Raw genomic sequence first — 24,697 nt, 5'->3', positions numbered from 1 at the left:
CGGACGTCCCGCCGGGGCCGTGAGCACCGCGGCGGCAGCTGCGAGGAACCCCTTGACCACTACTGAGAAGCGCTCCTACCTTAGGCCTGCCTACCCTGACCCCCGCTCGTCCTGCCGGAGATGCCTCCCCTCCCCCGCCGGGCCCCGATCATCCCCTGAGGTCCCTATGAGCACCACCCCCGTCACCCCGCCTCCCATCCGCACCTCCGCCCGCTCGGGCCTGCGCGACTCCGTCCTGGGCACCCGCAACCTCATGACGGTGGCCGCCCTCGGCGTCGTCGGCTCCCTGCTCGTCGTGCCCCTGACCTACGTGTCCGCCATCGTCGCCGTCAGCCCCCGCGGCGTGCTCGTCATGTGCGCCCTCATGGGCGCCTGGATGGTCCCCTTCCTGCTGCCCGGCGTCATCGTCAACAAGCCGGGAGTCTTCGTCGTCGCCGGCCTCGTCATGGGAGTTGTCAGCGCCTTCCTCACTCCACAGGGCCCCGCTGCCATCGTGAGCAACCTCCTCGGTTCCGTCCTCGTCGGCGCCCCCATCGCCGTCCTGCTCTACCGGCACTGGACCTGGTGGGCCTACCTGCTCTCAGGTGCCGTCTTCGGAGGCGTCAACGCCATGCTCTACTCCACCGGCTTCCGCGTCGCGCTGACCACCCAGGAGACCGTCCTCGGTGCCATTGCGTCGGTCCTGTCCTGCTGGGTCGCCGTCGGAGTGTGCCTCCTGCTGCGCCGGGCGCTGGAGCGCACGGGCCTGGCCGTCTCCCGATGAGCGCGGCCCCTGCCGTCGCCACCCTGCAGGACGCCGCTGTCCGGTACGCCCACACCCGCAGGTGGGTCCCCCGGGGTGTCACCCTCACCCTGCGCCCGGGCACGACGACGCTCCTGCTAGGCCCCTCCGGCTGCGGCAAGTCCACCCTCACGCGCCTGCTGCCCGGGCTCGTGCCCCACTGCCTGCCCTCCTTCTACCAGGGCTCTGTGCAGGTCGGCGGGACAGAGGTCGCCGAGGCCGAGGTCTCCCACCTGGCCGGCACCGTCGCCGTGGTCATGCAGGACCCGGACGCCCAGGTCGTCACCACGAGCGTCCTCGACGAGGTGTGCTACGCGCTGGAGAACCTTCGCGTGCCGGCCCCGCAGATCGAGCCGCGCGCCCGGCGCGCCCTGAGCGACGTCGGGCTCTTAGGCCGCGAGGGCACGAGCCCCTGGGAGCTGTCCGGCGGGCAGCGTCAGCGCCTCGTGCTCGCCTGCGCGCTGGCCCAGGACCCGGACCTGCTCGTCCTGGACGAGCCCACCGCCAACCTCGACCCGGCGGCCACCACCGCCTTCTACCGGCTCCTTCCCCGCGTCCAGTCCCGGGGAGCGGCCGTCCTCGTCGTCGAGCACGACCTTGACGACGTCGTCGAGCACGTCACCCACGTCATCGCCCTGGGCCGCGCTGGCGAGACCCTCGCCTACGGGCCCGCCGACCAGGTCCTGGCCCGCCACGGCCGTGCGCTCGCCCGCGCCGGGGTGCGCCTGCCCTCGGCCACCCGGCTGAGCCACCGGCTCCAGGACGCCGGGCTCACCGGGACCACCGAGCGCACCGGGCAGGGCGACGACCGCCCGGGCGCCGTCGCCCTCACGCTCGCCGATGGCGCCCGCCTGCTCGCCTCGGTCCGCCTTCCCCGCCCCGCAGCCCGCGCTGACCGCTCCTCGGAGGCCTTGGCGCAGGCCCGGCCCGCTGCCTCCCACCGCGCTCACCCAGCCCTCGAGGTCCGTGGGCTCGACGTCCCCCGCGGACGGCGCTCACGCCGTCACACGGTCCTCACCGGTGTCAACCTCACCCTCGGCCCGGGGCAGGTGCTCGCCGTCACCGGGGCCAACGGCTCGGGCAAGACGACACTCCTGCGTGCCCTGGCCGGCCTCGAGCCCTGGGCGGCAGGCACCGTCACCGTCGCCGGCCGCCCGCGCCGCCCGGGAACACCTGGACCCGAGGTCACCCTCGTCACCCAGAACCCCGAGCACCAGCTCCTCGAGCGCACCGTGGCTGACGAGCTCGCCCGCGGTCTGCGCCTGGCGGGCGCCGACGAGCGGCAGGTGCGGCGCTCGGTCGCCGAGCGCCTGGAGAGGTTCGGCCTCGCCGACCACGCCGCGACAAACCCCTTCCTCCTGTCCGGGGGCCAGCAGCGGCGCCTGTCCGTCGCCTCCGTCCTGGGCCGCCACCGGGACCTCATCTGCCTCGACGAGCCCACCTTCGGGCAGGACCAGCACAGCTGCGACGCCCTCATGAGCCTCCTGCGCTCCATCGCCGACGAGGGCACCGCCGTCATCCTCACCACCCACGACATGGGTCTCGTCGCCGAGCACGCCGACCGCGTCCTCGTCCTGGCCGCCGGGCAGGTCCTGGCCGAGGCAGGACCCGAGCAGGTCCTCGCCGACGCGCAGCTGCTGGCCCGGGCCGGACTCGCGCCCCCACCGGTGGCACGCATGCGCCAGCTCGCCCTCGCCACGGGCGCGAGCCTGCCCCCACTCACCCGGTGGGAGGACCTTCCGTGACCGGGCGCGCCGCCTTCGACCCCCTGGCGCCCTTCGCGGCTCTCCTGCCCCTTATGGTCCTCACCGCGCTCATGACCACCGCCCAGGTCCCCCTCCTCGTCCTGGCCGTCAGCACGCTCCTGCTGCTCGCCGCCGACCCGCGCCGCGGCGCGCCCGCCGCGCTCACCATCCTGGCGGCAGCCTGCGTCATCGGCCTGTCCCTGGCACTGAGCACCCCCACGGGACGGGTGGGAGCCTCTGAGACCGTCCTGGCCCTGGGGCCGATCGAGCTGCAGCGTAACCAGCTGCTCGTCGGCCTGAGGCTGGGAGGCAAGCTCGGCTCCGTCATGGGCCTGTGCGTGCTCACGGGGCTGCTCTCAAGCCCCGAGGACCTGCTTCGCGCCCTCACCACCCATCTGCACGTGCCCTACCGGCTCGCCTACGCGGGCGTCGCCGCGCTCAGCTTCCGCCAGCGCCTGGCCGCCGAGTACCGGGTGGTCCGGGAGGCGCACGCCCTGCGCGGCACCCGAGCGCCCCTGCCGGTGCTGCGCCCCCTCGTGCGGGCGTGGACGGCGGTGCCCGCCCTCACCACCGGGGCCGTGCGCCACGCCGAGCGGGTGGCCGCCTCCATGGACGCGCGCGGATTCGGGGCCTACCACGAGCGCACCGAGCGCCACCCGCCCCGCTGGCGGCGGCGCGACACCGTCCTCGTCCTGTGCGGCTGGGCCCTGGCCGCCTGGATGGCCCTCTCATTCGCCCACAACGGCCTCGTCCTCCACGACGTCTAGCCCGCCCCTGCCCCTGGGAGACCTCATGACCAGCACCCGCGCCACCGACCTCACGCGCGCCCCCTCAGCCGCACACCGGCCGCAGGAGGGCGCCAGGACCACCGCTGCGCCCGCCACACTGAGACAGGTCCTGGCACCGGTGAGCGGCAAGATCGCCCTCACCGCGCTCGCCGGGCTCATCGCCTCCGGCTTCTCCCTCCTGCCCGCCGTCGCGGTCACCGCGCTCGCCGAGGGAGCCGTCGCCCACACCCTGACGGCGCACGAGGCCTGGCGGTGGCTGGGCGCCGTCATCCTCGGTCTCACCCTGGGCCACGTCATCGCGATGCTCTCCACCGGCTGGGCGCATGACGTCGAGAGCGCCTTCCGCACACAGCTGCGCCTGAGGATCGCCCGGCACCTGTCACGGCTGCCGCTGGGCTGGCACACCAACGAGTCCTCAGGACGCACCACGGTGCTCATCACCGAGGACACCACCGCCATCCACACGCTCATCGCCCACTACGGCACCGACCTGGGCACGAGCGTGGGCGGGCTCGTCCTGGGCTTCACCTACCTGTTCACCCGCTCGTGGCAGCTCGCCGCCGTCCTGCTGGCGTGGATGCTCCTGGTCCTGGTGCTCACGGCGACGGCGGTGGCCAGGTCCCAGGGGACCGTCAACGAGGACTACCTCGAGGGGATGAAGAAGGTGGGCTCCTCCACCGTGGAGATGGTGGACGGCATCGCCACCGTCAAGGCCTTCGGCCTGAGCGGGACGGTCTTCCACCGCTTCGACGAGGCCCTCGACCAGTACACCGACTCCGCTTACCGCTACATGAGAGGACCAGGCCGCCCCATGGCGCTTCTCGGGGTCCTCATCTCCCCCGCCGGGATGCTCGTGCCCGTGCTGCTCGCGGGGGTGTGGATGGCCGGGCACGGGGTCCTGAGCCCCGTCGGCCTGCTGCCCTTCCTGCTTGTCGGCATCGGGCTGCCCAGCGGCCTCATCAGCCTGGTCTCGCTCGTCAACCAGGTGACGCTGGGCGTCGAGGCCGCTGGACGGCTCGGCGCCCTGATGAGCGAGCCGGTGCTGGCTGAGCCCGAGCACCCCACCCAGATCGGGCGGGACCCGGACGGTGGGGTCGGGGTCGAGCTCGACCACGTGTCCTTCCGTTACGGGGCCCGCGACGGCCAGGCACCGCTGCCGCTGGCGGTGCAGAACGTGAGCCTGCGGCTTGAGCCGGGCACCGTCACCGCCGTCGTCGGTCCCTCCGGCTCCGGCAAGAGCACCCTCGTGAGGCTCATCGCCCGGTTCTGGGACGTCGAGTCCGGCAGCGTGCGCGTCGGCGGGACGGATGTGCGCGAGGCCTCCAGCGCCGACCTCCTGTCCCACCTGGGACTCGTCTTGCAGGACACCGGGACCCTGGCGGACACCGTGCGCGCCAACATCGTTCTGGGGCGCCCCGGCGCCACGGACGCCGAGGTCCAGGCCGCCGCCCGGGCCGCCCGGATCCACGAGCGGATCCTTCAGCTTCCCGACGGCTACGACACCGTCCTCGGCTCCGAGGGCGCCCACCTGTCCGGTGGTGAGCGCCAGCGCATCGCCCTGGCCCGCGTGTTCCTCGCCGACGCCCCCGTCCTCCTGCTGGACGAGGCCACCGCCCAGGCGGACGCCCACTGCGAGCGGGAGATCCAGCAGGCGCTGGCACGGCTCGCCTCCGGGCGCACCGTCCTGGTCATCGCGCACCGCCTGGCCACCGTCGTGGACGCCGACCAGGTGCTCGTCATGGACCACGGCCGCGTCGTCGAGCGCGGTACACACGCCGGGCTGCTCGCGCAGGGCGGCCTGTACGCACAGATGTGGAGGGCACAGCAGTGATCCGTCGTCTTCAGCGGTGCCTGGGCACCAGCAGCAACCTCGTCCCCCTCGTGTCCGCGCACGTCACCGCCGGAGCCCTCCAGGGCCTGAGCCTCGTGCTCCTCGTGCCCTTCCTGCGCTCCTTCCTGGCGAGCGGGCCCAGCGGCGGGTGGCTGGCCGCCGTCGTCGTCACCGCCCTGCTCAGCCTCGCCGTCTCCTGCGTCACCACCGTGCGCTCCTACGCCATCGCCTGCTACGACGTGTGCGGCAGCCTCGTGCGCACGCTGGGCCACCGGGTCCAGCAGCTGCCCCTGGGCTGGTTCACCTCCTCCACCACCGGGCAGGTCGCCACCGCCGTCTCACGTGACACGGCCAACCTGTCCCACCTGCCCTCCATCGCCCTGCCCCAGATCGCCTCGATGAGTGGAAGCGCGGCGGTCATCGGGGTCAGCACCCTGCTCATGGAGTGGCGCATGGGGCTGGCGCTCCTGCTGGCCCTGCCCGGAGCCCTGCTGTGCCTGCGCTGGCTGCACCGGGCTGTGCGCGGGGAGTTCACCGCCTCGCAGGACGCCGCCGAGACGCTGGGCGCCCGTCTGCTGGAGTTCAGCCGCCTCCAGGCCATCCTGCGTGCCACAGGGGCGGTCAACGGTCAGGGGCAGGATGCGGTCGGAGGCCAGGCGGGCAACAGCACGTGGGTGCCCCTGGAGGTGGCTCTGAGGGAGGACCACCGGGCGGCGCGTCGCGCCCAGCACGCCAAGGGGCCGGCTGGCCAGGCCTTCCACACCTGGGTGGAGGCAGGCGTCGTCGCCAGCCTGGCGGTGGGCCTGCACCTCCTGCTGGGTGGGTCCCTCGACCCGGCTGTCTTCATCACCCTGGCCCTGATGTCCATCCGCTTCGCCGAGCCGGTGGGCATGCTCGCCTTCTACGTCGATCCCCTCCACCAGTCCGACGTCGCCCTGGAGCGCATCGAGGCGATCCTGGGCGCCCCGGTCCTGAGCGAGCCGGCCGCGGGCAGGGCCGCCTCACCCCGTCCGGCCGCCGGGGGCGGCCTGGACGTGAGCCTGGAGCGCGTGTCCTTCGGCTACGTGGCAGGCCGTGAGGTCATCCACGACGTCACCCTCACCTTCCCGGCGCGCTCCGTCACCGCCCTCGTGGGGCCCTCGGGCTCGGGCAAGTCCACCCTCACCCGTCTCGTGGCCCGTTTCTGGGACGTCTCGGCAGGGACGGTGCGCGTGGGAGGCGCGGACGTGCGCGACCTGCGTACGGACGAGCTCATGGCGCAGGTGTCGATGGTCTTCCAGGACGTCTACCTCTTCGACACCACCATCGAGGAGAACGTGCGCATCGGGCGCACGGATGCCACCGATGAGCAGGTGCGGGAGGCGGCCCAGAGGGCGGGCCTGAACGAGGTGGTCGAGCGCCTGCCGCACGGGTGGCAGACCCGTGTCGGAGAGGGCGGCTCCTCCCTGTCCGGGGGCGAGCGCCAGCGCGTGGCCATCGCGCGCGCCTTCCTCAAGGACGCACCCGTGCTGCTGCTCGACGAGGTCACGAGCGCCCTGGACGGTGTGAGCGAGGCCGGGGTGACCCGGGCGATGGAGGAGCTGAGCCAGGGGCGCACAGTGCTCGTCATCGCGCACCGCCTGTCGACGATCCGCCGTGCGGACCGGATCGTCGTGCTCGTCGACGGGGCCGTCGAGGCCGTGGGCACCCACGACGAGCTCTATGAGGCGGGCGGGACGTACCGCCGCTTCTGGGACGACCAGAGCGCGGTGGACCGGTGGAGGCTCGTGGGATCAGGGGCCTGAGGTTCTCCAACCGCCCCCGGTGGCGGCTGCCGTCACCGGGGGCGGCGTGCGTCGCTGCTCGCCCTCAAGGGCGAGCAGGTCCTCAAGGGTCTCGGGCCGCAGCACCCAGCCCTGCTGGCCGTCACGTACCCAGGCGACGCCGGGGCGGGTGAACAGGTTGTAGTTGCTGGCCAGGCAGCGTCCGTAGGCTCCGACGGCCGGCACCGCCAGGACGTCACCGACGGCAAGATCCGCCGGCAGGTCCACGTCACGGACGACGATGTCCCCGCTCTCGCAGTGCTTGCCGACGACGCGCGCACGGGCCAGCCCCGCGGCCGGGTCAGGGCGGCGGTTGGCGACAAGCGCTGTGTAAGCGGCGTCGTACAGGGCGGGGCGGATGTTGTCACTCATGCCGCCGTCAACACTGACGTACAGGCGCGAGGCACCCTCGTCGAGAGCGACGCGCTTGAGACCGGTGACGGTGTAGAGCATGACGGTGGAGGGGCCGACGACGCTGCGGCCGGGCTCGATGGACACGTGCGGGACGGGGTCACCGAGCTCGGCGCACAGCGCGCGCACCGTCTGGGCGAGTGTGCGGGCCACCTCAGCCGGGCTGGGCGGCACCGGGTCGGCACCGGTGTAGGCGATGCCGTAGCCGCCACCCAGGTCCAGCTCGGGGACGATGACGCCCGTGGCGGCGGCGACCTCGTGGCGCAGGGTGAGCACGACGCGGGCGGCCTCGCGGAAACCGGCCAGGTCAAGGATCTGGGAGCCGATGTGCGAGTGCAGCCCATGCAGCTCGAGCTCGGGGGCGGCGATGATCGCGTCGATGGCCTGCCGGGCGGTCCCGGCGTGGACGGACAGGCCGAACTTCTGGTCCTCGTGGCCGGTGGAGATGAACTCGTGGCCACCGGCGTGCACGCCGGTGGTCAGGCGCACCATGACCTTGCCGGTCTCCTCGGCCCCGTAGACACCGCTGGCGCGCAGGTCGCGCACGGCGCGCGCGGCGAGCTCGATCTCCTCCAGGGAGTCGAGGACGAGGTGGCCCAGGCGGTGGGTGAGGGCGACGGCGATCTCGGCCTGTGTCTTGCCGTTGCCGTGCAGACCCAGGCGGGTGGCGCTCGCGGTTGCGTCCTCGCCGTCGACGGCCTCCAGGGCGGCGAGGGAGACGGCGAGCTCACCACGGCTGGCGGTGTCGATCCCGATGCCCTCCTGGAGGACCCACTGGGCGACCCTGGTGGTGAGGAAGGCCTTGCCGGCGTAGAAGGCCTCGCCCCCGGCCATGCCGTAGCCGGGCCAGAACTCCTCGTGCATGGCCGCGGACCAGGCGGCGGCGCGACCGCGCAGGTCCGCCTCGTCGAGGACGAAGACGGGGGTGGGGGCGTCGTCGAGCACCTGGCTCAGGTGGCGCCCGCCGAGGGTGAGGGCGCCGTCGGGGCCGCGACGGACCGTGCAGGGCCACAGGTCGGGGCGCTCGTCGGGCTCGGGGGTCACGAGGCTGCCCAGCGGGGCCTCCCCGGCGGGGAGGGTGGGCTCACCGCCGAGGACGGGCGGCTGTGCGGCGGGGGCCTGGTCGGTGGTGCTCACATGCGCTCCGGGGCGGTGACACCCAGCAGCGCCAGTCCGTTGGCAAGCACCTGGGAGACGGCGTCGTTGAGCCACAGTCGGGCGACGTGGCCGGCGTCCACCGGGTCCTCGCCGCGCGGGGTGACGCGGGTGGCGGCGTACCAGGTGTGGTAGGCACCGGCCAGCTCCTCGAGGTAGCGGGCCACCCGGTGCTGCTCGCGCATACTCGCCGCCTGGGAGACGATGGCCGGGAACTGGGCGAGGGCCCCCAGCAGGGCGGAGTCGGCGGGGGTGTCGAGGGCGGCGGGCTCGAAGCCCGCCTCGCGGCTCACACCGTGCTCGGCGGCGTTGCGCGCCACGTTGCGGGTGCGGGCGTGGGCGTACTGGACGTAGTAGACGGGGTTGTCGTTGGAGGCCGAGGACAGCAGGTCCAGGTCGATGTCGATCATGGAGTCCATGGAGGCGCGGGCCAGCGAGTAGCGGGCCGCGTCAACGCCGACGGCGGCCACCAGGTCCTCCAAGGTGACGATCGTGCCGGCCCTCTTGGACATGCGCACCGGCTCGCCGTCCTTGACGAGGTTGACGAGCTGGCCGATGAGGATCTGCATGTTGGTGCCCGGCTCATCGCCGAAGGCGGCGCACATGGCCATCATGCGGCCGATGTAGCCGTGGTGGTCCGCGCCCAGCAGGTAGATGGCGCAGTCCGCGCCGCGCGAGCGCTTGTCCAGGTAGTAGGCGACGTCGCCGGCGAAGTAGGCGGCGTTGCCGTCGGACTTGATGAGGACGCGGTCCTTGTCATCGCCGAAGTCGGTGGTGCGCAGCCAGGTGGCGCCGTCGCGCTCGACGATCATGCCGCGCTCGCGCAGGCGGTCGATGGCGCGGCCGACGGCGCCCGAGGTGTGCAGGGAGTCCTCGTGGAAGAAGACGTCGAAGTCGGAGCGGAAGGCGTGCAGCTCGGCCTTGACGGCGTCGAACATGAGGGCGACGCCACGTGAGCGCAAGACCTCGGTGGCCTCGTCGTCGGGCAGCGTGGCCGGGTCGGGGCGGCCGGCGGCGAGCTCGTCGGCGGTGACGGTGGCAGCGATCTCGGCGATGTAGGCGCCGCCGTAGCCGTCCTCGGGGGTGTCCTGGCCGCGGGCGGCGGCGAGCAGGGAGCGGGCGAAGCGGTCGATCTGGGTGCCGTGGTCGTTGAAGTAGTACTCGCGGGTGACCTGGGCTCCGCAGGCGGTGAGGATACGGCCCAGGGAGTCACCGACGGCGGCCCAGCGGGCGCCGCCGAGGTGGACGGGGCCGGTGGGGTTGGCGGAGACGTACTCGAGGTTGACGCTCTGGCCCGCAAGGGAGTCGTTGTGCCCGTACGCCTCGCCGGCCTCGACGATGGTGCGGGCGAGCTCACCGGCGCTGGCGGCCTCCAGGCAGATGTTGAGGAAGCCGGGGCCAGCGACCTCGGCGGAGGCGACGCCGTCTAGAGCGGCCAGGCGGGGGCACAGGAGCTCGGCCAGGGCGCGCGGGCTGGTGCCAGCCTTCTTGGCCATCTGCATGGCGACGTTGGTGGCCCAGTCGCCGTGCTCGCGCGAGCGCGGACGCTCGACCTTGGGCAGGGGCACCTCCTCGACGGCGAGGTTGAGGGTGCCGTCGCCGGCGGCGGCGAGAAGGACGGTGCGGATCGCGTCAGCGAGCTCTTCGGGGGTCACGGGCACAGGGTAGCGGAGGGGTGGGACAGGTATTGGCTCCCGTCCGGGCGGCCCGGTGGCCCTGCCCCAGCAAACCCCCACCTCCCCACGAGCACTCACCACATACTGACCTCACCCACATCTCCAACGAAGGAGACCCTTCCCATGCTCCTGTCCCCACGGGCGGCGTCCGTCTGGGCGAAGTCCGGCTACGACCCGCAGCGCCGCCGCTGGTTGCCACTGTGGCTGCACCTGCTCGACGCCGCTGAGATCGCCGACCACCTGGCACGCACGTGGCTTGCCCCCACCATCAGCGACCTCATCGAGCGCGAGCTCGCAGGATCCGCCTCCGGCCTGTCCCCCACCGACGAGTTCTGCCTCCTGGCGTCTTGGCTGGCGGGCGTGCACGACATCGGAAAGTGCACTCCGGCCTTCAGCGTGCAGGTTCCCGAGCTCGACGACAAGATGCGTGAGGCGGGGCTGAGGCACCCGCCGATCGACCCGAAGGAGCGGCGCAAGGCCCATCACTCGCTCGCAGGGCAGCAGGTCCTGTGCGACTGGCTCACCGACGATCACGGATGGCAGTATGAGCCCGCCGAGGCCCTGGCCTCCGTCGTCGGAGCCCACCACGGCATCCCACCGACCGCTGAGGCCCTCAACGAGCTCTACGGCCGTGAGCACCTTGTCGGCGAGGACGACTGGGCCGCGACCCGCGGCGAGCTGCTGGACCTCATCACCGAGCGGACCGGCGCCACGCCCCTCCTGCCCCACTGGTCACAGCGGGAGTGGTCACAGCCCTTCCTCGTCGAGATGTCCGGCCTCGTCATCGTCGCCGACTGGATCGCCTCCTGCGAGGACTACTTCCCCCTCGTCCACCTCGACGACGTCGGGCTCGACCTCCTTCCCGAGGCCGCCCACGCGCGCCGCGCCGCTCAGGGCATCACCCGCCTGGAGATTCCCGAACCGTGGCGCCCCCGCGACGACGGCAACGAGGCCGACACCCTGCTCGCCTCGCGCTTCACCCTGCCCGAGGGCTCGCGCGCCACCGAGGTCCAGAGCCGCGCCGTCGAGGCCGCCCGCACCATGGAGCTGCCGGGGCTGCTCATCATTGAGGACTCCACCGGCGGAGGTAAGACCGAGGCGGCCAATCTCGCCGCGGAGGTCCTGGCTGCGCGAAGCGGTCGCTCCGGCGTGCTCTTCGCCCTGCCGACCCAGGCGACGACGGACGCCATGTTCCACCGCAGCCTCGGCTGGCTCGAGAGGATCGAGGAGGCCTACGCCTGCGACGGCGCCCCCTCAGCCTTCGCCGTCAGCCTCCAGCACGGCCGTGCCCGGCTCAACGAGGAGGCGCGCCGGCTGCGCCGCACGGGCTGGGAGATCCATGACCGGCTCCTCGGTTCCCTGGGCGGTGAGGCTGACGAGGGGAGCCTCCCCCGGCCGACCGACGTCGGCCGTGACGAGGACGCGGCCCGCGTGCGCCACGCGACCGCGCAGGAGGCCTCCCGTCGCGCCGACGTGGCAATCCTCGCCTGGTTCAGCGGGCGCAAGAAGTCGATGCTCTCCGACTTCGTGGTGACGACCATCGACCACCTCCTCTTCGGGGCCATGCGCTCCCCGCACCTGGCCCTGCGCCACCTGGGGCTCTCACGCAAGGTCGTCATCGTCGACGAGGTGCACTCCTACTCCACCTACATGAACGTCTACCTGGACCGGGCGCTCACCTGGCTCGCCGCCTACGGCGTGCCCGTCATCCTCCTGTCGGCGACGCTCTCCGAGGCCCGGTGCTCGGCGATGGTGGACGCCTACCGCCGGGGGCTGCGTCTGGGCGCGGGAGCGCCGGTGCCGGTGACACCGGCACCCGAGCCCGTCCGCACGCCCTTCCCCTGCCTCGTCGCCGTGGGTCGCGGGCGCACCGAGGTCATGCCCACCACCTCGGCGGGACGTCGTTCGACGGCCCGGCTGGCGCGGCTGGGTAAGGAGGACCTGCTGCCGCTGCTGCAGGAACGGCTGGCCGACGGCGGCTGCGCGCTCGTCGTGCGCAACACGGTCCGCCGGGCGCAGGAGACCTACGAGGCGCTGCGTGAGGTCTTCGGCGAGGAGGTGAGCCTCAACCACGCGCGGTTCACCATTGGCGACCGGCAGGCCAAGGACGCGGACCTTCTCAGGCGCTTCGGTCCGCCGCGCTCGCACCCACGGCGCCCGCACCGCGCCATCGTCGTCGCCACGCAGGTGGTGGAGCAGTCCCTCGACATCGACTTCGACCTGCTGGTGACGGACCTCGCCCCGGTCGATCTCGTCATTCAGCGCCTGGGGCGCCTGCACCGTCACGGGCGCCCTCGCCCGGCACGGTTGACGGATCCGGTCTGCTACGTCGACTGGTTGCCGTCCGTCCACTCAGCCGCGCCCAGCCTGGAACCGGGCGCCAAAACGATCTACGGGGAGGAGGACATGCTGCGCAGCGCGGCCGTCCTCGACCGGGTCATCGCAGGCACGGGCACGGTGACGACGCCGGACGACGTCCACGGGCTCATCGAGGCCGTGTACGGCGGTGAGGGCGTCATCCCCGAGGCGTGGCGGGAGGTGCTCGCCGCAGCCCACCGCAAGGCAGAGGAGGCGGCGGAAGAGAAGCGGACCGCCGCCAAGGGATTCCTCCTCGAACCGCCCGGCCGTGCGGGCGATGAGACCTCGCTCGTGGGCTGGCTGCACACGGCAGCCTCCGACGACGAGGAGAAGGGGCGCGCGCAGGTGCGCGACGGCGAGGACTCGCTGGAGGTCATCCTCGTTGAACGCCGCCGCGTCGGCGGGCAGGAGGAGCTGCGGACGCTGCCCAACGCCCCTGGGGCTCCCGGCGCGATCATCCCCGTCGACCGCGTCCCCGATGGGAAGGTCGTGCGCGCCATGGCGATGTCTGCCGTACGGCTGCCCCCGCGGCTGACGAACCCAAGCAGGATCGACGAGGTCATCACTCAGCTCGAAATTCATGTCGTACCCGCCTGGCAGAGTGATCGCGAGCTCGCCGGGCAGCTCTTCCTCGTCCTGGAGGAGGGGCGCGCCGAGCTCGCAGGCGTCGTTCTCGAGTACTCCCCATCCACCGGTCTCAAGGAGGTCCCATCAGCATGAGCCAACACTTCAACCTTCTGGACGAGCCCTGGATCCGGGTGACCCGCCTGGACGGCGAGGCCGACGAGGTCTCCCTGCTGACCCTGTTCCGCGAGGCAGCTGACATCGAGGGGATCCACGGGGAGATCGCCAGCCAGGACGTCGCCATCCTCCGGCTCCTCCTGGCGATCTGTCACCGGACCATGGACGGCCCGCCGGACCTGGCCACGTGGAGGGAGTACTGGCAGACGCCGGGGAAGCTGGGGACGGAGGCCTGCGCCTACCTCGAGCGCTTCCGCGACCGCTTCGACCTGCGCGACCCCCAGCGTCCCTTCTTCCAGGTGGCGGGGATTCACGCCGCCTCCGGTAAGACCTCAGGCCTCGAGTCGCTTATCGCCGACGTCCCCAACGGGAACCCGTTCTTCACCACCCGCATCGGCGCCGGCGTGGAGTCCATCGGCTGGGCAGAGGCTGCCCGGTGGCTCGTCCACGTCCACGCCTTCGATCCTTCCGGTATCCGCTCGGGTGCCGTGGGCGACCCGCAGGTCAAGGGCGGCAAGGGCTATCCCATCGGTCCGGGCTGGGCGGGGCAGATCGGCGTCATCACGACCAACGACGACAGCCTGGAGCGCACGCTCCTGCTCAACACGGTGGTGTGTGCCGTCACGCCGGGGCTCATCGAGGTCGACCCGACGCATGACCTCGCCCCGTGGGAACGGGAGCCCGATGGTCCTGCCGGCTCAACTTCCGTGCAGCCGACCGGCCCCGTCTCGTGCTACACGTGGCAGACACGTCGTGCGCTTCTCCACGGCGACGACGCCCGCGTCACTGCCCTTTTCCTCGGCAACGGGGACAAGGCGACACCGCAGAACCGGTACCTCGTTGAGCCGATGACTGCCTGGCGCTACTCCGAGCCCCAGACGAAGAAGCATGGCGGCACCGTGTACATGCCGCGCAAGCTGGAGACCGACCGCGCCTTCTGGCGTGGGTTGTCGTCGCTGGTCGCCCAGATGAGCCCATCGGTTCCGGTCAAGCACGCCGGGGACGTCACGCGCTTCCGGCCGCCCGGCGTCGTCGCCTTCTACCAGGAGCTCATGCGCCGTCGACTGGTACCCAAGTCGGGCCTGCTGCCCGTGCACGCCACCGGAATCGAGTACGGCGCCCAGGAAGCCGTCATCACCGAGCTCGTTGATGACGCCCTGTCTCTGCCCGCAGGCCTCCTCGATCCCGACAGCAAGCGCCTCGTCACGGTGGTCAAGGACGCCATGGAGGAGGCTGAGCAGACGGCGTCGGCGCTGCGCAACCTTGCAGCGAACCTGGACCGGGCCAGTGGTGGCAGCCCCAACACCGCGGCAGCAGCTCGCGATCACGCGGGCGCCGCCTTCTTCCAGGTCATTGACGAGCAGTTCCCCCGATGGCTCGCCTCCCTCGACGGTGCGGACCCGGATGCCGCCCGTGACGAGTGGCGCAGGCTGCTTCGCCGCGAGGCACACGGGCAACAAAGAACTCTGACCTCACAGGTCCCGGACACGGCCTTCGCAGGACGCGGCGACGGAGCCGACCGGATGGATGTGAGCAAGGCCCTGTTCTTCTTCACCCGAGCCCTCAACAAGGCCGTCCCCGCACCTGAGCAGCCCTCTTCCCTCACCAGCACACAAGAAAGGACAGTCGCATGACGATGCCGGACCCCACCGGCTCCTCTGGACACGAGGAGCGACAGCCGTCTGCGCCCCGCAACCCACGACGGCTAGGAGACGCCGGTCGCCTGGTCGAGAACCGGATTCTCGGCCCTCGCGGGCTCCAGAACAGGTACCCGGACGAGTCCTCGGGCAGGGCTGAGATGGCGGCTCTCCGGGCTGCCGTCACCAAGACCCCTGGCCAGAACCCTGAGATCTGGCACCTCACGTCGGTTCCGGGAACAGACGGAGCGGGCGACGAGCCGACACGTGAGGAGTGGGCCGTCCACACCGCCATGACGCTGTACGCGGTCCACCAGCAGTCCCGGACGGAACCCATGTGCGTCTCGGGGCGCGGGATCGGTCATGCCGCACGTGAGCTCATCGGTCCTGCGAAGGAGGAGAACCCTTCCGCCAGAGCACGGTTCAACGCCCTGGTCACGTCCACGACTCTCTCAGAGCTCCGCAGCCACCTGCGCAGCCTCGTCTCCCAGCTGCGGTCGAAGAAGATCGCCCTTGACTACGCCATGCTCGCCGACGATCTCGTCGCCTTTCAGCGTCCCGGCGGAGCCAAGAACGTCCGCCTGCGCTGGTCACGCCAGTACGCCTTCCTCTCCACACGACCGGACGCCTCCGACGCGTCCTCAGACTCCTCCTCATCCCCGTCCGCACCTACCTCGGAGAACTGACCATGAGCACCTACGTCGACATCCACGTCATCCAGTCCGTCCCGCCGTCCTGCGTCAACCGCGACGACTCAGGCTCACCCAAGTCCGCCCAGTACGGCGGAGTGCGGCGTCTGCGGGTGTCCAGCCAGTCCTGGAAGCGGGCGACCCGCCTGTACTTCAACGACCGTCTCGATGCCTCCGAGCTCGGGGTGCGAACCAAGCGGGTCGTCGAGACGCTCGCGTCACGAATTGCGCAGAAGTCCCCCGAGCTCTCTGAGTCCGCGGTCGCGCTGGCTGAGGACGTCTTCAAGGCCGCCAAGATCAAGCTCTCTGCTCCTCGCGGCAAGAAGGACGCGCCCCAGGAGTCCGGCTACCTCCTCTTCCTGTCCGCGAGCCAGATCGACCGCCTGGCCGACCTCGCCGTCGGTTCGTCCCGCAGCGGGGAGGCTCTTGATGCCAAGCAGGTGAAGAAGATCTTCAAGGAGACCCACTCGGTCGACATCGCCCTGTTCGGCCGGATGGTGGCAGACGACGCAGACCTCAACGTCGATGCCGCCTGCCAGGTCGCGCACGCCATCTCCACCCACGCCGCGGAGAACGAGTACGACTTCTTCACCGCTGTGGACGATGAGAAGAACCGCTCCGAGGAGGAGGACGCCGGTGCGGGCATGATGGGCACCGTCGAGTTCTCCTCGGCCACGATGTACCGCTACGCGACGATCAACCTCGACATGCTGGCGGAGAACCTGGGCGGCGGCGCTGCGGCGCTGCACGCGCTGGAGGTCTTCATCGAGGGCTTCTGCCTGTCCATGCCGACCGGCAAGCAGAACACCTTCGCCAACCGCACTCTGCCGGAGGCCATCGTCGTCTCGGTGCGCGACGACCAGCCGGTCTCCCTGGTCGGCGCCTTCGAGAGGCCCGTGCGCGCAAGCGATACCAGCGGCTATCTCGGCGCGTCCGTTGACGCCCTGTCCGCGTACTCCAGGACCATCGAGGACAACTACGGGCTCCACCCCCTCGCACGCCTCGTCGTCTCCTTGAACGACTCCGACGCCGTCGCGGCGCTCGGCGAGCGCGTCTCCTTCACGGAGCTCGTGGGTCGCGTGCACGACGCGGTGGCACCTCTCGTCGACGCCGAGGGGCAGGATTCATGACGGTCCTGCTGCTGCGGCTCGCAGGGCCGATGCAGGCGTGGGGCGTGCAGTCGCGGTTCACAGAGCGACGCACCGAGTCGGCGCCCTCGAAGAGCGGGGTCATCGGCATGCTCGCCGCTGCGGTTGGCCGACGCCGGACCGACCCGATCGAGGATCTGCTGTCCCTCCGATTCGGGGTCCGCAAGGACCAGCCGGGCACCGTCATCCGTGACTTCCACACGGCACGGACGCTCGACGGCAAGGACCCCATGCCCCTGTCGAACCGCTACTACCTTGCAGACGCCGTCTTCCTCGCCGGGGTCGAGGGCGAGGCAGGGCTGTTGGCCGGACTCAGTGAGGCCCTGCGCCACCCGGCGTTCCCTCTCTATCTCGGCAGACGATCCTGCCCGCCCACGCACCCGATCTCCCTCGGGCTGCGCGAGACGGGCCTCCTTGAAGCCCTGAGCGCCGAGCCGTGGCAAGCGTCCAGGTGGTTCCGCAAGCGGCACCACACCACCGGGCAGTTCCAGGCCGAGATCCTCATCGACCAGGAGTCCGTTGCCGTTGACGCGCGCGGCGACTCCTACGGCATCCGGGACGTTCCGGTGTCGTATGACCCCCGTAGACGCGACTACGGGTTCCGCAACGTCGAACGACGCATGGTGGGCGTAGGACCGGCATCTCAGAGTACGCGGGAGGACTGTCACGACCCCATGGATGTGGTGGAGGAGGCGTACCAGTGTTCCTGACACGTGTGTTTCTCGACCCGAGTAGACGGCTGGCGCGCAAGTACCTGGGCTCGCCGCAGGTCATGCACGCCGTCGTCCTCAAGGCGACAGGGGGCGACGAGTCCGATGGCCCCGGACGTGTCCTGTGGCGTGTTGGCCGGGGGCAGACGACGGCGCTGTACGTGCTCTCGCCGACGGAGCCCAACTGCGCTCAGATCCTCGAGGAGGCAGGCGTTGCCGGCGGCGCGGCGCGGACTTTGGACTATGAACCCTTCCTGGCTCAGCTAGCCAACGGCCAGACATGGGGGTTCAGGCTGACCGCCAACCCATCCCGGGCGATCTCCCAGGGACCGGGGGTGCGAGGCAAGCGCAGCGGGCACGTCACCGTGGCGCAGCAGCGGCAGTGGCTCCTCGACCGGGCACCGAGGCTCGGGTTCAGTCTGGAACCCGTCGGTTCCGGCAGTGAGCCGGAGTCTTCAGAGCCGTCGCTCACCGTCGTCCGACGTGCCCGGCCGGTCTTCGGTCGGGACAACCCTCAACGTGAGCAGCGTGATCGCGTGACGATCAACCAGACCGTGTATGAGGGGATCCTGCGGGTGACGGACGCGGCCACTCTCCGGCATTCGCTTGTGGCCGGGATCGGCCGGTCCAAGGCCTACGGGTGCGGTCTCATGACCCTGGCGAGAACTCGGCAGAACTGAGAGAGGCGCCATGGCACGTATGCCGCCGGTACCGGTCACCGCGCTGCCGCGGGTAGAGGACCGGATGTCGTTTCTCTACCTGGAGCACTGTGTGGTACACCGCGAGGACGGGGCGCTCACGGCACGCAACGACCAGGGCACTGTCCGGGTACCGGCGGCGTCCTTGGTCGCCGTGTTCCTCGGCCCGGGCACGTCGGTGAGTCATCAGGCGATATGCCTGCTGGGCGAGTGTGGGACGACGGCCGTGTGGGTGGGCGAACGCGGGGTGCGCTACTACGCGCACGGGCGTTCCCTGGCCACCTCGACGCGTCTGCTCGTTGAGCAGGCCGCGCGTGTCTCATCGCCGCAGAAGCGGTTGGGAGTAGCCCGCGAGATGTACTGCATGCGCTTTCACGGCGAGGACGTCGACGGGCTCACCATGCAGCAGCTGCGCGGACGCGAGGGAGCGCGCGTGCGAGAGGTCTACCGCGAGAACTCGCGCAGAACCGGGGTGCCGTGGACCCGACGGGACTACAGGCCCGACAGTTTCGAGGACTCCGATCCCATCAACCAGGCACTCTCCGCGGCGCACGCGGCCCTGTACGGGATCGTCCACGGGGTCATCGTCGCTTTGGGCTGCTCGCCGGGACTCGGGTTCGTCCACACCGGTCACGAGCGTTCCTTCGTGTACGACGTCGCTGACCTGTACAAGGCGGACACGACCATTCCGATCGCCTTCGACGTCGTCGCGGAGGGCATGGCCGATCTCGCTGGGACCACGCGTCGTCGCGTTCGCGACAGGGTGTTCGATCTGAGGGTCATCGAGCGGTCCGTGAAGGATATCCATCAGTTGTTGAAGGTTGACGAGTCCGACGATCTGAGCGTCAATGTGGTCTCGCTGTGGGACTACCAGCGGCGGGCGGTCGCCGGAGGAGCCAACTACGCCGAGGAGGCCGGTGCGTGGTAGTGATCGTGCTGTCCGCCGCTCCGGCCTCCTTGCGCGGCGCACTCACGCGCTGGCTCATGGAGGTGTCGCCGGGCGTGTTCGTCGGCCACCTGTCGGCACGAGTGCGTGAACAGCTGTGGGAGCTGGTACGCGCGTACATCGGGGACGGGCGGGCTCTGCTCGTGTGGTCGACGCGCTCAGAGCAGCGTTACGCGGTGGCGTCACTCGGTCACGACCGTGAACCCGTCGACGTCGAGGGCTGTCTCGTCATGAGAACGCCCTACCGTCAGATCGAGGGCTCCACCGCCGTGCCCGGCGCTGTCAAGGCGCCGAAGGAGTCCTGGTCGATCGCGGCACGCCGACGTCGCTACCGCAGTTACGCGGAGCGTACGCTAGGTTCGCAGTGAAGGCAGAAGGTCACACGTAGGTCACGACGCAGTGGGGACACCAACGATCTCCAAGTGTTTCCCCCGCGCAAGCGGGGATGATCCTTCTCTCGCAGGCGTCAAGACGCGAGTTTAGCGGTTTCCCCCGCGCAAGCGGGGATGATCCTGCAAGGTAGCATGAATGTTTGCACGAATATAGGTTTCCCCCGCGCAAGCGGGGATGATCCTGGTGTCCAGGCGCTCTATCACACCCGGGCGCCGTTTCCCCCGCGCAAGCGGGGATGATCCTAGTCGTGGACGCGCTGTCGGAAATCAGATCACGTTTCCCCCGCGCAAGCGGGGATGATCCTTGAGTGGTGATGCAGGAAATAATTAGTCGCAAGGTTTCCCCCGCGCAAGCGGGGATGATCCGGTTATTCAGGTCAGGCACCCTGACGTGGAAAAGTTTCCCCCGCGCAAGCGGGGATGATCCCACCGTTGTCCCCGGGGGCCAGGCTGTTGACGGGTTTCCCCCGCGCAAGCGGGGATGATCCCATTTGATTACCGTACACAATAAACTTGGTCGGGTTTCCCCCGCGCAAGCGGGGATGATCCTACGCCATTGGCGGCGGTGGCTTCACATCGGTAGTTTCCCCCGCGCAAGCGGGGATGATCCTTGAGTATACCTACGCACTCAATAAGTTGAATGAGTTTCCCCCGCGCAAGCGGGGATGATCCCTTGCGCTACAGGCTCGCTCTCCGTGCCGGCCGGTTTCCCCCGCGCAAGCGGGGATGATCCCTCGCCCGTGTCGTGGCGGTGGCCGGCGGGGCAGTTTCCCCCGCGCAAGCGGGGATGATCCCCGCCCCCGGGACACCCCGGGAGTCACCCCCCTGTTTCCCCCGCGCAAGCGGGGATGATCCCCCGATCTGACGTGACGTAGGTCACACAAGGAGGTTTCCCCCGCGCAAGCGGGGATGATCCGTACTCCCCGCCGGGGAGTGTCACCGTCACCGCGTTTCCCCCGCGCAAGCGGGGATGATCCCTCGCCCGTGTCGTGGCGGTGGCCGGCGGGGCAGTTTCCCCCGCGCAAGCGGGGATGATCCCGCAGTAGGCGAACACCTGCCGTTCGCGGCCAAGTTTCCCCCGCGCAAGCGGGGATGATCCCATCCTCAAGACGACCGACCGGGTGCTCAACGCAGTTTCCCCCGCGCAAGCGGGGATGATCCGCCCGACGTCGGCGTGTGGGAGGGCACGGTCACGTTTCCCCCGCGCAAGCGGGGATGATCCCGAGTTGCGGGACCAGGTCAACGACCTGCGTGAGTTTCCCCCGCGCAAGCGGGGATGATCCCTCAGCGAGAGGATTCTCCCAAATCATGTCGCGGTTTCCCCCGCGCAAGCGGGGATGATCCTTGTGACCTCAATAACACCATTGTCCCCAGGGGGTTTCCCCCGCGCAAGCGGGGATGATCCCAATACCCCAGGCCCACACCCTAGTGTCGTCAGGTTTCCCCCGCGCAAGCGGGGATGATCCTATTGGTAGCGCGAATATTTCTGCCCAGGCTGCGTTTCCCCCGCGCAAGCGGGGATGATCCTTTATCTACCTGCGTCGCTACAAGTCTGAGTTAGTTTCCCCCGCGCAAGCGGGGATGATCCCTACCCAACTCGGCATCGCCGTAATGGAAACAAGTTTCCCCCGCGCAAGCGGGGATGATCCGGAGCAGGCAATGACCACCACCGAGGCCGAGGCGTTTCCCCCGCGCAAGCGGGGATGATCCCAGGCCCCGGATGAGGGTGAAGAACCCGGACAGGTTTCCCCCGCGCAAGCGGGGATGATCCCACCGAGATCGTCCCCACGCTCGACCCCCGCCCGTTTCCCCCGCGCAAGCGGGGATGATCCCGTCCAGGTCCCCGACAAGGACTGGACCGTCGTGTTTCCCCCGCGCAAGCGGGGATGATCCCTCGCAAAACACAGCACTGACTAATCTGGGGAAGTTTCCCCCGCGCAAGCGGGGATGATCCGCAGTGGCGTCTCTGACTGCTCCGGCTATTGTTGTTTCCCCCGCGCAAGCGGGGATGATCCGCCCTCTGGCAGGGGAGGGAGGCTCGCAATAAGGTTTCCCCCGCGCAAGCGGGGATGATCCCGTTAACGGGAAAACCAACTCCCGCACGAATCAGTTTCCCCCGCGCAAGCGGGGATGATCCTTATCAGTGTGAGCAAGTTCGCGCCTGCAATTAGTTTCCCCCGCGCAAGCGGGGATGATCCTGAGATCACAAATCTTAAGACGCGGAATTACGAGTTTCCCCCGCGCAAGCGGGGATGATCCCGGCGTCGGGCAGTTGGCGACATTCTCCATGAGGTTTCCCCCGCGCAAGCGGGGATGATCCGATGCATTGAGTCCGTGTCCGCGTAAAGAAACCTGTTTCCCCCGCGCAAGCGGGGATGATCCGTGGAACATCGTCATCACAGCCGACAACGCGAGGTTTCCCCCGCGCAAGCGGGGATGATCCTGGGTGGCTGGCGCAGGGTCGCGAAACATGGACGTTTCCTCCGCGCAAGCGGGGATGATCCCTCGATCTCCTGCGCCGCGCCCGGCGGCACGCGGTTTCCCCCGCGCAAGCGGGGATGATCCCAGCGCGGACGACGGTAACACTGGCGTGTCCGCGTTTCCCCCGCGCAAGCGGGGATGATCCCAGCGCGGACGACGGTAACACTGGCGTGTCCGCGTTTCCCCCGCGCAAGCGGGGATGATCCCACCTTCCTGGCCGACACCGCCCGCGCCACCGAGTTTCCCCCGCGCAAGCGGGGATGATCCCGACCTGCGTGAGGCGGTCGCCCGGGCCGAGAAGTTTCCCCCGCGCGAGCGTGGATGATCCGCAGACGCGCCATGAGACTCGTCCGTCTGTGTGGTTTCCCCGCACAGCGGGGATGGCCCAAGCCTGTGGGTCTTCGACGGTTCGTCGATGAACCAGATCGATCTGGACCACACATAAGTGCAGGACGCGAGCCCCCGCTTTCAGACGGCCCATTATGTCAGGGCTCGCAGAGGTTACGTCCTGCCCAGTCATTGTACCGCGAGTGAATCGGGTACGCCCCGTCTTCCCGCGCCAGCGGAGACGACACCGAGAAGGCAGTAGAACGTCCCCTCATTCAGACGCCGTCTTGTCGCGGGGTGCGTAGAAGTCCCTCCCCCGCCACCAACCGCGTGTGTCCACGGTGCAACGGCAACACCCAGCCGCCCGACCCGGCGCTGCCGACACGAGGCCGGAATGGTCCTCGTGCAGTGCGCCAGTGCAGACCGGCTATCAGGCAGCTGCTCGCGAGGACACGCTCACAGGCATACCTGTGACACAGCAGGCAAGGACCGCGTACGCAATCGGCCCGCACCGGGACGCGTGGCGTTAGTGGGCAACAGACACGTCGCCGCCTTCGCGCCTCACAGGAATGAGCCCATGGCCGTGATCGGCGCGCGCCTCCGCCTTGGGCAGGAGCACGTCCCAACGAGTTTCCGTGACGATGCTGCCCTCCGGCTCGAGCTGAGCGTCAGCGAGGGCGTGGCGTGTTCTCCGCTCAAGCCCCTTGACGCCCAGGGCGTGCCGCCGCCTCGGACAACGGCGCTCAGCCCGCCACCGTCGCACTCACCGAGCAACGCGTCCCGGACGCGCCGGCATGCCAACCACGACGCCGTCGTCACTCTCGCTGTCGTCAAGGCATGCCCGCACACCCGTGATCAGCCAGCCGCCCCGTATTGGCAACCTGCGCCCCGACGCTGGTAGAGTCCCGCCCCGGGCCCCGGTAGCTCAGTGGATAGAGCGTCTGCCTCCGGAGCAGAAGGTCGCAGGTTCGAATCCTGTCCGGGGCACCAACGAGGGCCGCCCGCTCGTAGCAGCACACCGCTGTGGCGACGGGCGGCCCTGCTACTGACTCCCGGGCGGCCCTGCTGCTGATCCCAGGTCACCCCTGCTGGCCCCGGGATGGCGGGGTCGTCGAAGATCAAGCCGCGCTGCGGGGTCGTCCCCGGCAGCAGGGCCTCGCGCTCCGCCGCCCAGGGGCCACGCCGCACGGGCGCCATGAAGCGCCGCTCCCCCGTGGGCTCCTCGGCGTAGGGGATGGCGTGGAAGGCGGCGGAGCGGCTGTAGCGGGGCTCAGGCCCGCTGCGCTCGGGGTGGGAGACGATCTCCCGCCACAGGCCCCGGACCGCCCCTGCGGCCGTCTCGACACGGGCGGTGTCCTCGGTGGGCACGGCGATGGGGGTGGTGGCCACGTGCTCGGTGGTGCTGACGTTGCGCAGGATCATGGGGGTTCCTCTGAGGCCGGGGTCGCAGGATAACGGTCCGGGCCAGGACGAGGGCGGAGACCGCCGCGCGCGAGCATCCCGGCCCGTCCCCGGACCACCGCAGGACCCGACCCCTCCCCGGGCGGCCCCGGGCCCCGCCCTCAGCGGCCCAGGACCTCCAGGGCAAGGCTCGGCACGTCGGTGACGACGGCGTCCACGTGCATGGCGGCCAGGCGCCGCATCTGGGCGGGGTCGTCGATGGTCCACACGTGGACCTCGAGCCCGGCCCGGTGGCTGGCGGCGACGAAACGCTCGGTGACGACGGGCACGCCGTGGTAGGCGACGGGCACCTGCACGGCGTCGGTGCGCGAGCGCTCCTGCGACCAGCTCCACCGGGTGCGCGGCAGGCTGAAACCGGTCTCGGCGCTGACCATGAGGCCGACGACGTCGCTCACCCCCAGGGAGGTGCGGGCACGAGGCTCCTGCCGTCTCAGGACCGCCAGACGGCGCCCGGAGAAGGAGGCGAAGCGCACACGCTCCAGGGCGTCGGCGGCGCGCACCACCTGGATCGCGCCCTGCACGACGGCGGAGTCCTTGAGGTCAACGTTGAGGCACAGGTCCGGGTGGGCGCTGAGCACCTCGTCCAGGCGCACGGGTGCACGCCCGTCGCCGGCGTCGAGCCGGGCCAGCTCCTCCCAGCTGAGGTCGGCGATGGCGCGAGGGTCCCCAGCGGTGCGTGCCAGGTCCGGGTCATGGGCGAGGACGACGACGCCGTCGCGGGTGGCCCGAAGGTCCGTCTCCATCCACTGGAGCCTGAGCCGGGCGACGTGTTCGACGGCGCTCCACGTGTTCTCTGGCGCCTCAGCCGCTCCACCGCGGTGGGCGATGACCTGGCACCGGCGTGCGGGGCCAGTGGTGCCGTCCCACCCGTCGTGGCGGGTGCCGGCGTGCCCGGGCTGAGGTGAGCTCATGGTTACCTC

16 protein-coding genes, 1 tRNA gene, 1 pseudogene and 1 CRISPR repeat array are annotated in these 24,697 nt (G+C 70.3%); of the genes and pseudogenes, 14 read left to right on the top strand and 4 right to left on the bottom strand.

Annotated elements, in window-relative coordinates:
- The first annotated feature begins 166 nt into the window (after nt 1-166).
- The 5 genes from ACSJJR_RS02255 to ACSJJR_RS02235 are packed head-to-tail and all read left to right on the top strand — an operon-like array spanning nt 167 to nt 6,929.
- A complete protein-coding gene (locus tag ACSJJR_RS02255; protein WP_435941899.1) occupies nt 167-763 on the top strand; it encodes an ECF transporter S component in 597 nt (198 codons plus the stop codon).
- The gene (locus tag ACSJJR_RS02250) at nt 760-2,526 is read left to right on the top strand and encodes an ABC transporter ATP-binding protein (RefSeq protein WP_435941898.1); all 1,767 of its coding nucleotides are present in this window, start codon (nt 760-762) and stop codon (nt 2,524-2,526) included. Before ACSJJR_RS02255 ends, ACSJJR_RS02250 begins: the two co-directional genes overlap by 4 nt.
- Nucleotides 2,523-3,293: an energy-coupling factor transporter transmembrane component T gene (locus ACSJJR_RS02245; protein WP_435941897.1), complete on the top strand. Its 771-nt coding sequence runs from the start codon at nt 2,523-2,525 to the stop codon at nt 3,291-3,293. Before ACSJJR_RS02250 ends, ACSJJR_RS02245 begins: the two co-directional genes overlap by 4 nt.
- Nucleotides 3,294-3,318: 25 nt before the next feature.
- On the top strand, nt 3,319-5,145 hold the full coding sequence (locus ACSJJR_RS02240; RefSeq protein WP_435941896.1) for an ABC transporter ATP-binding protein: 1,827 nt from the start codon (nt 3,319-3,321) through the stop codon (nt 5,143-5,145).
- The gene (locus ACSJJR_RS02235; protein ID WP_435941895.1) at nt 5,142-6,929 is read left to right on the top strand and encodes an ABC transporter ATP-binding protein; all 1,788 of its coding nucleotides are present in this window, start codon (nt 5,142-5,144) and stop codon (nt 6,927-6,929) included. The genes ACSJJR_RS02240 and ACSJJR_RS02235 overlap by 4 nt, the downstream gene beginning before the upstream one ends.
- On the opposite strand, the gene lysA is transcribed toward ACSJJR_RS02235, so the two are convergent.
- Both lysA and argS read right to left on the bottom strand, forming a co-directional pair.
- On the bottom strand, nt 6,918-8,414 hold the full coding sequence (lysA, locus tag ACSJJR_RS02230) for a diaminopimelate decarboxylase (RefSeq protein WP_435941966.1): 1,497 nt from the start codon (nt 8,412-8,414) through the stop codon (nt 6,918-6,920). The two genes, ACSJJR_RS02235 and lysA, sit on opposite strands and share 12 nt — an antisense overlap.
- A 77-nt stretch (nt 8,415-8,491) precedes the next feature.
- On the bottom strand, nt 8,492-10,168 hold the full coding sequence (gene argS, locus ACSJJR_RS02225; RefSeq protein ID WP_435941894.1) for an arginine--tRNA ligase: 1,677 nt from the start codon (nt 10,166-10,168) through the stop codon (nt 8,492-8,494).
- Nucleotides 10,169-10,312: 144 nt separating this feature from the next.
- Here argS and cas3 point away from each other — a divergent pair, with 144 nt between their 5' ends.
- From cas3 to ACSJJR_RS02180, 9 genes are all read left to right on the top strand, one after another.
- A complete protein-coding gene (gene cas3 / locus ACSJJR_RS02220) occupies nt 10,313-13,267 on the top strand; it encodes a CRISPR-associated helicase Cas3' (RefSeq protein WP_435941893.1) in 2,955 nt (984 codons plus the stop codon).
- A complete protein-coding gene (gene casA / locus ACSJJR_RS02215) occupies nt 13,264-14,922 on the top strand; it encodes a type I-E CRISPR-associated protein Cse1/CasA (protein WP_435941892.1) in 1,659 nt (552 codons plus the stop codon). Before cas3 ends, casA begins: the two co-directional genes overlap by 4 nt.
- Nucleotides 14,919-15,611 carry a type I-E CRISPR-associated protein Cse2/CasB gene (casB, locus tag ACSJJR_RS02210; RefSeq protein WP_435941891.1) on the top strand — a complete coding sequence of 231 codons (693 nt, stop codon included), beginning with the start codon at nt 14,919-14,921 and terminating at the stop codon, nt 15,609-15,611. Before casA ends, casB begins: the two co-directional genes overlap by 4 nt.
- Nucleotides 15,612-15,613: 2 nt before the next feature.
- Complete coding sequence (cas7e, locus tag ACSJJR_RS02205) at nt 15,614-16,744, top strand: type I-E CRISPR-associated protein Cas7/Cse4/CasC (RefSeq protein ID WP_435941890.1); 1,131 nt, start codon at nt 15,614-15,616, stop codon at nt 16,742-16,744.
- The gene (gene cas5e / locus ACSJJR_RS02200; RefSeq protein WP_435941889.1) at nt 16,741-17,472 is read left to right on the top strand and encodes a type I-E CRISPR-associated protein Cas5/CasD; all 732 of its coding nucleotides are present in this window, start codon (nt 16,741-16,743) and stop codon (nt 17,470-17,472) included. Before cas7e ends, cas5e begins: the two co-directional genes overlap by 4 nt.
- Entirely contained in the window at nt 17,463-18,152 is a 690-nt protein-coding gene (gene cas6e / locus ACSJJR_RS02195) for a type I-E CRISPR-associated protein Cas6/Cse3/CasE (RefSeq protein WP_435941888.1), read from the top strand. The genes cas5e and cas6e overlap by 10 nt, the downstream gene beginning before the upstream one ends.
- 10 nt (nt 18,153-18,162) lie before the next feature.
- Nucleotides 18,163-19,098: a type I-E CRISPR-associated endonuclease Cas1e gene (cas1e, locus tag ACSJJR_RS02190; RefSeq protein WP_435941887.1), complete on the top strand. Its 936-nt coding sequence runs from the start codon at nt 18,163-18,165 to the stop codon at nt 19,096-19,098.
- The gene (cas2e, locus tag ACSJJR_RS02185) at nt 19,098-19,484 is read left to right on the top strand and encodes a type I-E CRISPR-associated endoribonuclease Cas2e (RefSeq protein WP_435941886.1); all 387 of its coding nucleotides are present in this window, start codon (nt 19,098-19,100) and stop codon (nt 19,482-19,484) included. The genes cas1e and cas2e overlap by 1 nt, the downstream gene beginning before the upstream one ends.
- 56 nt (nt 19,485-19,540) lie before the next feature.
- A CRISPR array of direct repeats spans nt 19,541-22,317; the repeat unit is 28 nt; unit sequence GTTTCCCCCGCGCAAGCGGGGATGATCC.
- Between the two features lie 913 nt (nt 22,318-23,230).
- Nucleotides 23,231-23,306 (top strand) — tRNA-Arg (locus ACSJJR_RS02180).
- 171 nt (nt 23,307-23,477) lie between these two features.
- Here ACSJJR_RS02180 and ACSJJR_RS02175 read toward each other — a convergent pair.
- Together ACSJJR_RS02175 and ACSJJR_RS02170 are read right to left on the bottom strand one after the other, a co-directional pair.
- Nucleotides 23,478-23,738: pseudogene (locus ACSJJR_RS02175) on the bottom strand (carboxylesterase family protein); the annotation flags it as partial.
- Between the two features lie 140 nt (nt 23,739-23,878).
- Nucleotides 23,879-24,688 carry a glycerophosphodiester phosphodiesterase gene (locus tag ACSJJR_RS02170; RefSeq protein ID WP_435941885.1) on the bottom strand — a complete coding sequence of 270 codons (810 nt, stop codon included), beginning with the start codon at nt 24,686-24,688 and terminating at the stop codon, nt 23,879-23,881.
- Nucleotides 24,689-24,697 lie beyond the last annotated feature (9 nt).

This window comes from Actinomyces sp. W5033, assembly GCF_051303165.1.
Note: the sequence above shows the minus strand (reverse complement) of the source record. Positions and strands in the feature narration are given on the sequence as shown.